Annotated in this window: 10 protein-coding genes; 8 read left to right on the top strand and 2 right to left on the bottom strand. The window is 61.8% G+C overall.

Annotated features, from left to right (window positions below; all coding sequences use genetic code 11):
- Positions 1-69: 69 nt before the first annotated feature.
- The 3 genes from CO670_RS09880 to CO670_RS09870 are packed head-to-tail and all read left to right on the top strand — an operon-like array spanning position 70 to position 2709.
- Entirely contained in the window at positions 70-1218 is a 1149-nt protein-coding gene (locus CO670_RS09880; RefSeq protein ID WP_097590071.1) for a DegT/DnrJ/EryC1/StrS family aminotransferase, read from the top strand.
- A gap of 32 nt (positions 1219-1250) precedes the next feature.
- Positions 1251-2009 carry a CmcI family methyltransferase gene (locus tag CO670_RS09875; RefSeq protein WP_097590070.1) on the top strand — a complete coding sequence of 253 codons (759 nt, stop codon included), beginning with the start codon at positions 1251-1253 and terminating at the stop codon, positions 2007-2009.
- Positions 2010-2034: 25 nt separating this feature from the next.
- Positions 2035-2709, top strand: a complete 675-nt coding sequence (locus CO670_RS09870; RefSeq protein ID WP_097590069.1) for a GNAT family protein — start codon at positions 2035-2037, stop codon at positions 2707-2709.
- A gap of 5 nt (positions 2710-2714) precedes the next feature.
- Here the strand turns inward: CO670_RS09870 and CO670_RS09865 are convergent, their stop codons facing one another.
- Both CO670_RS09865 and CO670_RS09860 read right to left on the bottom strand, forming a co-directional pair.
- A complete protein-coding gene (locus CO670_RS09865; protein ID WP_097590068.1) occupies positions 2715-3047 on the bottom strand; it encodes a hypothetical protein in 333 nt (110 codons plus the stop codon).
- Between the two features lie 61 nt (positions 3048-3108).
- Positions 3109-4716, bottom strand: a complete 1608-nt coding sequence (locus tag CO670_RS09860) for a GumC family protein (RefSeq protein ID WP_097590067.1) — start codon at positions 4714-4716, stop codon at positions 3109-3111.
- Between the two features lie 136 nt (positions 4717-4852).
- Here CO670_RS09860 and CO670_RS09855 point away from each other — a divergent pair, with 136 nt between their 5' ends.
- The 5 genes from CO670_RS09855 (at position 4853) to CO670_RS09835 (ending at position 12528) form a co-directional block, all read left to right on the top strand.
- On the top strand, positions 4853-5911 hold the full coding sequence (locus CO670_RS09855; RefSeq protein WP_097590066.1) for a glycoside hydrolase family 5 protein: 1059 nt from the start codon (positions 4853-4855) through the stop codon (positions 5909-5911).
- A gap of 2 nt (positions 5912-5913) precedes the next feature.
- Positions 5914-7194, top strand: coding sequence for a hypothetical protein (locus CO670_RS09850; protein ID WP_097590065.1), 1281 nt, complete (start codon positions 5914-5916; stop codon positions 7192-7194).
- Positions 7195-7360: 166 nt separating this feature from the next.
- Positions 7361-8377 (top strand): acyltransferase, encoded by a 1017-nt coding sequence (locus CO670_RS09845; protein ID WP_097590064.1) that lies wholly within the window; start codon positions 7361-7363, stop codon positions 8375-8377.
- Positions 8378-8595: 218 nt separating this feature from the next.
- The gene (purU, locus tag CO670_RS09840) at positions 8596-9480 is read left to right on the top strand and encodes a formyltetrahydrofolate deformylase (RefSeq protein ID WP_097590063.1); all 885 of its coding nucleotides are present in this window, start codon (positions 8596-8598) and stop codon (positions 9478-9480) included.
- A 120-nt stretch (positions 9481-9600) separates the two neighbouring features.
- Positions 9601-12528, top strand: a complete 2928-nt coding sequence (locus CO670_RS09835; RefSeq protein WP_097590062.1) for an aminotransferase — start codon at positions 9601-9603, stop codon at positions 12526-12528.
- Positions 12529-13031: the final 503 nt, after the last annotated feature.

Below are 13031 nucleotides of genomic sequence, written 5' to 3'. Positions count from 1 at the left end.
CACCAGTTTCAAAAACTAGTGTCGTGGCAGGCGCCTGCGTCTTGACTTCAATTCAACAGAAATAGCGGCATGACAAACAGGATCTTCTACACAAAGCCCTCCATCACCCAGCTTGAAACCGATTATGCCACGGACGCGGCAGAAACCGGCTGGGGCGCGCGCTGTTACGACTACATCAACCGCTTCGAACGCGACTTCAAAACCTATCTCGGCAGCGACTTCGCCATTGCGACATCGAGCTGCACCGGCGCCATGCACATGGGTCTGGCCGCACTCGGCGTCAGCAAAGGCGACGAAGTGATCCTTGCCGACACCAACTGGGTCGCCACCGTCTCGCCGATCTTTCATCTCGGCGCCAAGCCGGTCTTCGTCGACGTGCTGCCGGATTCCTGGTGCATCGATCCGCGCGAGGTCGAGCGGCACATCACCCCGAAAACCAAGGCAATCATCGCGACCCACATATACGGCAATCTCTGCGACATGGATGCTCTGCTCGAGATCGGCAAACGCACCGGCATTCCGGTCATCGAGGATGCAGCAGAGGCGATCGGCTCCGTCTATCACGGGCGCCGGGCGGGTTCGATGGGCGCCTTCGGCACCTTCTCCTTCCACGGGACCAAGACGCTGACGACAGGCGAAGGCGGCATATTCGTTACCAGCGACGCCGCGCTCTACGAGCGCGTGCTGACGCTCAGCAATCACGGCCGCGCGCGCGGCCAGACCAAGCAGTTCTGGCCCGACGAGATCGGCTTCAAGTACAAGATGTCCAACATCCAGGCGGCCATCGGCTGCGCGCAGCTTGAGCGCATCGAAGAGCTCATCGCCCGCAAGCGGGAAATCCTCGCCGCCTACATGGTCCGGCTTTCCAGCCTGCCCGGCATCTCGATGAACCCGGAATACAGCGGCACGATCAACGGCGCGTGGATGCCGACCGCAGTCTTTCATCCCTCGACGGGCATTACCCGCGAGATGATGCAGCAGGCCTTCGAGGCCGCCAATATCGACGCGCGCGTCTTCTTCTATCCCCTTTCCAGCCTCTCCATGTTCGAGGACCGGCCTGAGAACGTGAACGCCTGGAACATTCCCGGGCGCGCGATCAACCTGCCGAGCTATCACGACATGAGCGAAGCCGATATCGACCGGGTGGCGGCAACACTGATCGATCTGGCGGCCGGGCGAACCTACCACAACAGCACGGCGTTGCAGCAGCCGGCCTAAGACAGCTATAGAGTGAAGGACAAAGAATAGTCATGACCACGACGGACGATCGTCTCGAATTCGAAGCCCGCAAGCAGGAAATGTCACTGGCGCTCGGCAGGGACGAAGCGAGCTTCCAGCAATCGCTCAACACGCTGATCGGGCTCGACAAGTTCGATTATTTCTATCTCTGGTCATGGATGGGCGTCCCGATTATCCAGCTGCCGGCCGATATCCTCGCGACCCAGGAAGTCATCTGGGCGACGAAGCCGGATGTCATCATCGAAACCGGCGTCGCGCGCGGTGGCTCGTTGATCTTCATGGCATCGATTCTCGCCGCCATCGGCAACGACAAGGCCAAGGTCATCGGCGTCGACATCGACATCCGCGCCCACAATCGCGAATCGATCGAATCTCATCCTATGTCGAACCGGATCAAGATGATTCAGGGCGGTTCCGTCGACGACGAGGTGCTCGCCGCCGTCAAGGCCGAGATCCCGCCAGGCGCGCGCGTGATGGTGGTGCTCGACAGCGACCATTCCTACGAGCATGTTCTGGCGGAATGCCGTGCTTACGGCCCGCTCGTGACTGAAGGCTGTTACCTCGTCGTCGCCGACACCCTCATCGGCCACCTCACCGAGGAGCAGGCATTCACCAAGCGTTCCAAGGTCTGGCTGCGCGGCAACGAGCCGCTGCAGGCGGTTACGGACTATCTCAACGAAACCGACCGCTTCGAAGTCGATCCGGTTCTCAACGGCAAGCTCGTTCTGTCTTCTTCGCCAGGCGGCTATTGCGTCTGCCGGAAGGCGTAACCGGAAGAACAGGTGTGGATCGCCCATGACGCGGACCGATATCGTCGGCCTGAAGGAAAATAGGGATCCGAGTAAACGGCTCCGCTTGCCTATCAGAAACGATAGCGGCCAGCATGTGGGCGACCTGCAATGCATCGACAGGTCGATGCTCGATGAGCCCGGCCTGATCGAGGACCTGACGACGTGGCGAAACCAGTCGATGGCGTTCTTCCTCACGCAGTTTACCGCCACTGAGGAGCGCACACGCAGCTGGCTCGAAAGCATTTCCCTGCCCGCCGCCGACCGGATCCTGTTCGTCATTTGCGATCCCGCCGGAAACCGGTTCGGCAATTTCGGCGTTTGCAATATCCGGCACGGTGCGGCTGAATTCGACAACGTCATCCGCGGCCGGGCGAGCGATACCCGCAACCTGATGTTCCATTGCGGCATGACTTTGCTGGAATGGATGTTTTCCGGACTTGAGATCGAAACCGCCGAGCTACAGGTCTTCTCCCATAATGAGAAGGCGATCGGCCTTTACAGGCGGCTGGGCTTTGCAGCCGCCGAAAGCCTGCCGCTGCGGCGCACCGAAGAAACGGGCATAGTCAAATATTCGGTCGTTGATCGATCGCAAGCAAATGCGGGCTTCGACTATCTCAAGATGGAGCTTCCGGCCGAACGTTTCCGGCGCTCGCATCCAGGGGCTTTGCCGACCAGCTGAAGCGGCTACCGCACCGGCTGATAATGGCCGCGCAGTGGAACCTTGCCGCCCATGGAGATGAAGCCGTCGCGTTCGCAGACGTACATCAAGGTCGGCATGCCGCCGGAGCGGAAGATCTCGTCGTAGCGGCGGCGGATCTGGACGGTTTCAGTGCGGCAATTGTAGGATTCCTCTTCCTTCTTGTCCGGCTGCGCCTTGACGCCGGGAAGGCCCTTGTAGGGATAAAGGGGTTGAACGTCTGACGTGACGGATCTCGTCCAGTCGACGGCAAAGGCGGAGGCCGGGGCGAGGCCAGACGCGACGCCGAGCGATATCAGGAACATCATCAACAGCCGCATGGGACGCTCTCCTGCCGGCGATAAGCCGCTTTTGCGGATGTAGGAAGATCGGCGACTGCGATCAAGCTGCGGCGGCCGGCGATCTCCTGAAATAACTTCTGATGACGGGATGGGCGAAGAGGCCGGCGAGGATGGCAAAGCCCGCGCCGAGGAAGAAGCCGGCCAGCGAGCCGCCGATGATGCCTGCGACGAGCAGGATCGTCTTGCCGGGACCATCGGCCTTAACAGGCGGTTCGGCCGGCGAGATGACGCGGATATTGCTCTGGCTGAGACTCTGCTCCTCGCTCGTCTGGCTGGAGCGCTTCAGCACCGTCTCGTAGATATCGCGCGCCGCGGTCGCCTTGCGCTGCAATTCGTTCAATTCCACCTGCTTGTCCGACGTCGTCGCCTGCAGCGCCTTCTGAACGGCGAGCTCTTTGGCGACGCTGTCTTCGGCGGCCTTGGCCTGCTCGTATTCGCCCCTTGCCGACGTGGCGAGGCGCTGCAATTCACCCTTGATTTCGCCGGATATGCTCTGGAGCGAGGACCGGGCCGCCTGCAGGCGCGGATGGCGCGTGCCCATCTGGCTTTCGAGGCTGCCGACGGCGGCGGCCTGGGTGGCATATTGCTGACGCAGGCTGACGAGCGGGGATGTCACGCCGCCCTCCGCCTGGTTGCCGGCGACGATGTCCTCGACGCGGAGATCGGCGACGGCATCGGCACGGGCTTTGGCCTGGATGGTCTTTTCCTGGGCCGTCACCAGCAGCGTGTTCAAAGAGGCGAGCCGTTGATCGGAAATCAGGTTGCCCTCGGTCGCGGCCATATCGTTGTCGGCGCGGAAGGTTTCGACAGCCTGCTCGGCTTCCAGCACTTTCTGGCGCAAGTCGTTGAGGCGGCCATCGAGCGTCGAGGAGGTATTTTCGTAGAGGCCGTTCGAGGCGCTGTTCTCCTCCTCGGTGAAGGAGGTGACGACCTGGTTGGCGAGCCTTGCGGATTTCTCCGGGTCGTTCGTCGTCGCGGCAAGCGAGACGACATAGGTGCTGGCCTCGCGGGTGATGACAAGCGCCTTCTGCAGCGTGCCGATCACGGCGGCGCCATCCGACCTACCGCCGGTAAATTCAGGATCCTGATCGAGCTTCATCGCGTCGACGACACGGCGCAGGACGTTGCCCGAAGTCAGGATCTGCACCTGGCTGTCGATCAGCGCCGAGATCATTTCCGGCGAGGGTCCCGACGATTGCGCGCCGGCATCGGCAAGGCCGATCTGGCGCGGGTCGAAATAGAGGCTGCTGACGGCAGTGTATTTCTGCGCGATGCGCGGCGCCACAACTGCGCCGCCGACGGCTCCGAGAAGCGCCAGGGCCAGCACGACCAGCCGCCGGCTCCAGATCGCGGCGATGCTGGAGCGGAGATCGATGAGCGGGCCGGCAGGCACGGGTGCTGCGTTCGACGGCGCATCCGGCAAGGGCTGTCTGGCCGGCTGAGGCGCGGGGCGCTCGTATTGGCGGCTTTCCGCAATGGTTGCCGGCGGCACGACCGGGGGCATGGCGGGCTCAGGCGCGGGACGGGCGAAATCATCCGGGCGCACGACAGGGCTGCGCATGCGCACGCCTTCCGGCGCAGTCTGAGACGACTCATAACTGCGCCAGCCTGGAAGCCGGCTTACCCTGTTCCTGTCATACTGGTTCATACGCGCACTCGTGTCCCGCCCAGCGTGAAAGACTGAAGCCGAGGTGGCTGCGACTTTAGAAATTCTTAGCTAACGGACCGTTAAAATATCGGCCGCGACGCTGATGTTGCATTTGCCGCTGCTGCGAGGGACGGCCATGAGGACGATACGACATCTGATGGCGCTGCTGCTTGCCGCCGCTCTCGGCCCCGCCCCGGCGCTTGCGGCCGGCAGCCCCTGTTATCGGGGCGTCAATCTTTCCGGCGGCGAATATGGCGAACGCGGCGGCATTTACGGCACGAACTACACTTATCCCACCGAAGAGACGATCGCCTATTTCGCCAGGCAGGGCATGACGATCATCCGCCTGCCCTTCCGCTGGGAGCGGCTGCAGCCCGCGCTTGGCGGGCGGCTCGACGACGACGAACTCAAGCGGCTGAAGGATACCGTTGGACTGGTCCGCAAGCACGGCATGGCCGTTCTGCTCGACCCGCATAATTTCGGCTATTACGACAAGACGCAGGTCGGCACGGCGCCGGCGACGAATGCGGCATTTGCGGATTTCTGGGCGAGGCTCGCCGTCGAATTCGCCGGCCAGGAAGGCATCCTCTTCGGCCTGATGAACGAGCCGCACGACATCAAGGCGACGGATTGGCTGAACGCCGCCAATGCAGCGATCCGGAGCATCCGTGCAGTGGGCGCGCGAAACCTCATTCTCGTGCCGGGCACGGCATGGAGCGGGGCTCACAGCTGGGAAAAGGATGTGATCGGCGGCGCCAACGGCACGGTCATGCTCGGCGTGCGCGATCCGCTCGACTTCTATGCTTACGAGGTCCACCAGTATCTCGACGTCGATTCCTCCGGAACGCACCCGACCTGCGAAGGTAGGGATGGCGCGGTCGAGGCAATCGCCGGGGTCACCGCCTGGCTGAAGCGGAACCACAAGCGCGGCTTTCTCGGAGAATTCGGCGCCTCTACCGACAAGGACTGCATGAGCGGGCTGAAGGAAATCTATGCCACGATGTCAGGCAATAGCGACGTCTGGCTCGGCTGGTCATATTGGGCGGCGGGCGAATGGTGGCCGGCAAACGAACCTTTCAACGTCCAGCCGCGCAAGGGCGAGGCCGAACGGCCGCAAATGCGGCTTCTCGCTGACGCGGCGAAGGCCAAAGCCGGCGCCGGCGCGTGTGCCGCCGTCAAGGCAACGGGGAACTGAGCATGGCCGTCAGCGACCACAAGGCTGCGGCCTTCACTGTTGCCGGCAACCGGCTCGATGCCGCCGGCGCGGCGTCGCGCGTCGATCACGTGGTGCTCTGGCTCGGCCTGCTCTCCATGCTCTACAACGGCATTCTCGCCTTCATCAACCACAACATCATGCCGCTGTCGATGACGCATGTCGCCGCCAGCGAAGGGCTGATTCTGGCAAGCGCCATCATCTATATCCTTCACAAGGGGATCTATGAGACGGATCTGCCGGCCTTTCTCTTCCTGCTGTTCACGCTCATGGTGACCATCTATGTCAGCGTGCTCAACCGCGTGCCCTTCGTCGATCATTTCCGCAACGTGCTGATCATCTTCTGCTTTTCCGGCCTCGGGGGCTGGAGCAACGAGAAAACGATGAAGCTTGCCTTTCGCTGGGCAAGCCTCGTCGTGCTGATCTTCCTGATCTTCGAGATCGTCAGCGTGCCCTTCTATGTCAGCATCGTGCATCCGTCCGATTATTTCGCCAATACGCGCGGATTGCTGCCGCTGAGCTACAACACGACAGGCCTGTTCCAGAATGCGCTCGGTTTTCCCGAGCGCTTCTCCTTCGGCATCATCGACCACCGCTCGTCGTCGATCTTCCTCGAACAGGTGTCGCTCGCCAATTTCTGCGGCGTGATCGCGATCTACCTGATTTCCACCTGGGAGAGGCTGGGCCGCTGGGACCGGCTGCTCTTCGTCGCCACCGCCGTGCTGATCCTGGTGACGAACGATACGCGCACGATGCTGATCTTCTGCTTTGCCTGCATTGTCGGCTATTTCGTCTTTCCGAAGATCCCGAGGAATTTCAATCTGGCGCTGATGCCGCTGATCGTCGCCGCGGGTTTCCTCGTCTACACCATGAAACCCAATGCGACGGGCGACAATTTCACCGGCCGCATCAACCTGACGATGAAGAAGATCATGGAGCTCGATCCGCTCGCCGTGCTCGGGCTTTCTGTCGACCGGGTCGCCGAATTCGCCGACAGCGGCTATGTCTACCTGATTTACGCGGCGACGATCTTCGGCGTCATCGCTTTGTGGCTGTTCGTCTGCCTCTTTCCCGCCGGCCGCACGGCGGCGCAGCGGCGCTGCGCCCATTCACTTTCTCTTTTCATTTTTCTGAATATGATGATCGGGGGGACAGCTGTTTTCTCGATGAAGATCGCCGGCCTCCTCTGGTTCGTCGTCGGATATATGCGTTTCCACGACAGCCCGCGCATCCGGCAGGGTCGTGCGGCAGATGTAGAGAGTTGACCGCAGCGGCACGGTAGGGACCGGCGGCCGCGAGCCCTAGAACAGGATGATTTTAGGCCAGATCGGCCTAAAATCTGAATCCTGTTCTAAATCAAAAAATAGAGCATGATGCCGTCCGAAAACCGCCCACACTTTTCGGCATCATGCTCTGGGAGCAAGACGCTCGATGCTTGTCCAGCTTCAGTATCTGCGCGCCATTGCAGCGCTGATGGTCGTCTATTTCCATGCGATATTGCAGCTTGCCAAAGTCAATCCCGCCGTCGACGCTACGGCCTTTCTTTATGGTGAAACCGGCGTCGACATCTTCTTCGTCCTCAGCGGTTTCGTGATGTGGCTGACGACGAGCGGGCGCGCCATGAGCCCCGTCGATTTCGCCCGCCGCCGCATCAGACGGATCGTGCCGCTCTATTGGCTGGCGACGTTGTTTTCAGCTGTTGTGGCGCTGGTGGCGCCGTCACTCCTGAAGTCGACGGTGTTCGACCTTCCGCATCTCGTCGCTTCGCTGTTCTTCCTGCCATGGGCCAATGCCGCCGATCCCGGCACGATCACACCGGTCGTCGTGCCGGGCTGGACGCTGAATTACGAGATGTTCTTCTATTTCGTGTTTGCGCTCTTGCTGCCGCTTTCGGAAGCACGCCGGATTCCGGCGATGTTTGCCGTCTTTGCGGTGATCCTGATTGCCTGCCGGCTGCTGCCGGAAACGACGGCCACTCGGTTCTACGGCGAGCCGATCATGCTGGAGTTTCTCGCCGGCGTCGTGCTCGGCCGGCTTTACGGGCAGAAGATCCTCCTGCCGAACCGCTGGGCATGGGCCGCATTCGCCACCGGCTTTGCGTTCCTCTTCGTCAACGAAGCGCTGATGCCGCCGGAGAGCCGGTTCTACGCCTGGGGAATCCCGGCGATCTTCATCATCTACGGCGCGGTTTCCATCGACTTTTCCCGGCTGCCGGTTCTGGGGTGGCTGAATTATCTCGGCGACTGCTCCTACAGCATCTATATCACCCACGCCTTCACCCTGGCTTTTCTCAGGGTCGTCGCCGACCGCCTGCCGATCGGCATCCTGCAGCAGCCGGTGCTCTTCGTCATCCTCTCCCTGGTGCTGTCGTCGATCGGCGGCGCCGTCATCCACGAAATCACCACGCCCCGCCGGAAAGTGGCCGTGGCGAGCCGTCCGCCGGCCTGACTTTCGCATCGAAGGCGAGAATACGCATGCCGGCGGCGCTAGCGGCACAGTTTTTCGCGCAAGTTCTTCTAAGCTGCGGGCCTGGCAATGAGAGAACTTGCAGAAACGTGATGGTTTCTCTTGCAATTTGTCGCATGAATGAAAGTGCGCCGACCTATTCGCGGCCGGGGCTTTGATCTAAGCACGGCGGCGGCCTTCAAGAGGGAAGAGGGAGAGACATGACAAACTATGTATTGACGGTATCCTGCAAATCGACGCGCGGCATCGTGGCGGCAATTTCGAGCTATCTGGCCGAGAAGGGCTGTAACATCATCGACAGCTCGCAGTTCGACGATCTCGATACCGGCAAGTTCTTCATGCGCGTCAGCTTCATTTCGGAAGAGGGCCTGTCCGGCTCGGCGATCAGCGCCGATTTTGCAGCCGTCGCCGCGCCCTTCGATATGGACTACGAATTCCACGACAGCGAGAAGCGCATGAAGGTGCTGCTGATGGTGTCGCGCTTCGGCCATTGTCTCAACGACCTGCTCTACCGCTGGAAGATCGGCGCCCTGCCGATCGACATCGTCGGCGTCGTCTCCAACCATTTCGACTACCAGAAGGTCGTGGTCAATCACGACATCCCCTTCCACTACATCAAGGTGACCAAGGAGAACAAGCCGCAGGCGGAAGCCCAGCTCGTCGATCTCGTCAACCAGACCGGCACCGAGCTCATCGTGCTCGCCCGCTACATGCAGGTTCTCTCGGATCAGCTCTGCAAGCAGATGTCGGGCAAGATCATCAACATCCACCACTCCTTCCTGCCGTCCTTCAAGGGCGCCAACCCTTACAAGCAGGCCTATCAGCGCGGCGTCAAGCTGATCGGGGCGACGGCGCATTACGTCACCGCCGACCTCGACGAAGGCCCGATCATCGAGCAGGACACGGCGCGCATCACCCATGCGCAGTCGCCCGACGACTATGTCTCGATCGGCCGCGATGTCGAAAGCCAGGTGCTGGCCCGCGCCATCCACGCTCATATCCATCACCGTACCTTCATCAACGGCAACCGCACCGTCGTCTTCCCGGCCAGCCCCGGAAGCTATGCCTCCGAACGCATGGGTTGAGTGAAGGCAAAGACCTGCATCTCTTTTGTTCGCGGATGGCGATCTGCCGTTGCCTCCCAGCAGCAAGTATTTGATTATCTCGTCCAATAGGTCATCGAATCATGCTGCGGGAGGGGTGCCATGACCGACGAGGTGCTTGTTGATCGCATGGCGCTGCCGCGTCCCGACGTCAGCGTCGCGGACGCGGAAGAGATCCTCCTTACCCATTACGGCCTCTCCGGCGTGGCTGCCGAACTCGGCAGCCAGCAGGATCGGAACTACCGCATCGATACGGAGAGCGGCCGCTACGTCCTGAAAATCTGCCATGCCGCCTACGAGGCCCGCGAACTCGAGGCGCAGAATGCCGCGATCCATCACCTCAGGAGCAAGGAAAACGCGCCGCGCGTTCCTGCTGTGATCCCTGCCAGTGACGGGCAGGAGATCGTTGCCATCACGCTGCGCGAGCGGGATTATCAGGTCCGGCTGCTGGAATATCTGGAAGGCCAGGGCCTGACGGGACTGACTTATGTGGCCCCGGCTTCCGTCGCGGCACTCGGCGCGCTCTGCGCGCGGCTGGCCCAGGCGCTTGCCGATTTCAGCCATCCCGGCCTCGACCGCAGCCTGCAATGGGATCTCCGGCGCGCCGGGCCGGTTGCCGTGCAGCTGCTTTCGGCTATCACCGACAGTGCCGCGCGCGACCGGATCGCCAAGACCATGGTGATGGCCGTTCGCCGGATCCAGCCCCTGGCGCCGTCGCTTCGGCTGCAGGCCGTGCATCACGACGTCACCGGCGACAATGTCGTCGGCCATCACGACGCCCGCGGCCACATGATCCCCGACGGGGTGATCGATTTCGGCGACATCATCCGCGGCTGGCTGGTCGGCGATCTCGCCGTCACCTGCGCGTCGCTGCTGCATCAGGCCGATGGCGACCCTTTTCATATCCTGCCCGCCGTCACCGCCTATCAGGCGATCTATCCGCTGAGCGAGGACGAGCTGAAGGCGCTCTGGCCGCTGATCGTCGCGCGCGCGGTCATTCTCGTCGCAAGCAGCGAGCAGCAGATTTCGGTCGATCCCGACAATGATTATGTCCGCGGCAATCTCGACCATGAACGGGCGATCTTCGATACGGCGATGTCGGTTCCCTTCGAACTGATGGAAGCGGCGATCCTGAAGGCGGCGGGCGCCGAGGTCGCCGCTCCGCAAACATCGGAATGGCAGCCCTTGCTGCCCGATATCGATCTCGACGGCATCGCCTATGTCGATCTCGGCGTGCAGAGCCCGCATTTTTCGGCCGGCAACTGGCTGAACGCCGATATGGACTGGCGGCTGCTTGCCCGCGCCGCGACCGAGAACGGCGCAGCCACGACCCGTTACGGCGAATACCGGCTGTCCCGCGCCGGCTTGGGAAGCACGAAGGCGCAGGCGACCTGCGCCCTGCATGTCGATATATGCCTTGCCGCCGGAAGCGCCGTTGCCGCACCGTTTGCCGGCCGTATCGGCTGGAAGGAACAGCACCTGGCCCTGACCAGCCAAAATATGACGCTGCATCTCGACGGGCTCGACGCCGCGATCGAGGATGGCGCAGAGGTCGCCGCGGGCGATCCGCTCGGCGCGGTTTTCGGAGAGGCTTCGTCGCTTGGCGGGCTGCGTGTTCAGCTCTGCAGCATCGCGGGGCTCGAACCGCCGCTCTTTGCAGCACCGCGCGAAGCTGAGGCCTGGTCGGTGCTTTGCCCTTCGCCTTCGCTGCTTCTCGGCCAGGGCGCCAATGCGCCGCAGCCGGAAGCCAATAAGCTGCTGGCCAGGCGGCAGGCGCATCTCGCCGGTGCGCAGAAGAACTATTACGCAGCGCCGCCGCAGATAGAGCGCGGCTGGAGGGAATATCTGTTCGATGTCGAGGGCCGCGCCTATCTCGACATGGTCAACAACGTCACCATCCTCGGCCATGGTCACCCCAGGCTCGCGGCGGCGATCAATTCCCAGTGGCTGCGGCTGAACACCAATTCACGCTTTCACTATGCGGCGATCACGGAATTTTCCGAACGTCTCGCCGCCCTTGCGCCGGACGGGCTCGACACGGTCTTCCTCGTCAACAGCGGCTCGGAGGCGAACGATCTGGCGATCCGGCTGGCGCAGGCCCATAGCGGCGCCCGGAACATGCTCTGCCTGCTCGAAGCCTATCACGGCTGGTCGGCGGCGAGCGACGCCGTCTCCACCTCGATCGCCGACAATCCGCAAGCTCTGACCACCCGGCCTGACTGGGTGCATGCCGTCGTTTCGCCGAACACCTATCGCGGCGCGTTCCGTGGTCCCGATACGGCGGCGAGCTATCTGCATGCGGTAACGCCGGTGCTGGAGGCGATCGACGCCGGCGGCGAGGGCCTGGCGGGCTTCATCTGCGAATCGGTCTACGGCAATGCCGGCGGCATTCCGCTGCCGGACGGTTATCTCAGGGACGTCTACGCGCAGGTGCGCGCCCGCGGCGGCCTGTGCATCGCCGACGAAGTGCAGGTCGGTTATGCCAGGCTCGGCCATTATTTCTGGGGCTTCGAGCAGCAGGGAGTGGTGCCCGACATCATCACCATCGCCAAGGGCATCGGCAACGGCCATCCGCTCGGCGCCGTCATCACCACGCGAGAGATTGCCCAGTCGCTGGAGAAAGAGGGCTCTTTCTTTTCCTCGACCGGCGGCAGCCCGGTCGGCTGCATCGCCGGCATGACGGTGCTCGACATCATGGCCGAGGAAAAGCTGCAGGAAAACGCCCGGACGGTCGGCGATCATCTGAAGGCGCGGCTTGCCGCGCTGATCGACCGCCACCCGATCGCCGGCGCCGTCCATGGCATGGGACTTTATCTCGGCCTCGAATTCGTGCGCGACAGAACGACGCTGGAGCCGGCGACGGAGGAGACCACGGCGATCTGCGACCGGCTTCTCGAACTCGGCGTGATCATGCAGCCGACGGGCGATCACCAAAATGTGCTGAAGATCAAACCGCCGCTTTGCCTCAGCATCGAAAACGCGGATTTCTTCGCCGACATGCTGGAAAAGGTGCTCGAAGAAGGCTGGTGACACAGGGTTTTCGGCGTTAACCAAATCGGTCATTTCGCGGCATTTCGATTTTTAATGATGCGGCCCATTGCCTGAATCAGACGGGCTTCCTATTTCTGCTGCGACGATCGATCGATTGCGATTCTGTCATGCGAATTTTACGAAGAGCTGATATGTTTCTTTCCGTAAGTTCGGCTGGGGCGGAATTAAATTTTTCGGATCGTCGATATTTTGACACGTTTCGGAATATGTTTCTGACAGGCTATCGGGTAATCTCTACTAAGTTAGTAGATATTGAACACAGCCTTCACCGGGCCCTGGTCATGCCGGGGCTTAGCAAGCGCAACGCCAACACAAGGAACGAGACATGATAGACATCGATATTCTCGCCACTGTCCTTGGGCGGTCCGTGCTTGGCAATGACCGTCCGGGCGCCCTCTCCCGCCCGAACTGTCGAATGTGACGTTCGTCCTTCCTTTCAACGGTACCAGACAAGTCAATTCGCCATGGCTGTGCATTTCGCG

This window comes from Rhizobium sp. J15 (genome assembly GCF_002531825.1).
GTDB lineage: Bacteria > Pseudomonadota > Alphaproteobacteria > Rhizobiales > Rhizobiaceae > Rhizobium.
Note: the sequence above shows the minus strand (reverse complement) of the source record. Positions and strands in the feature narration are given on the sequence as shown.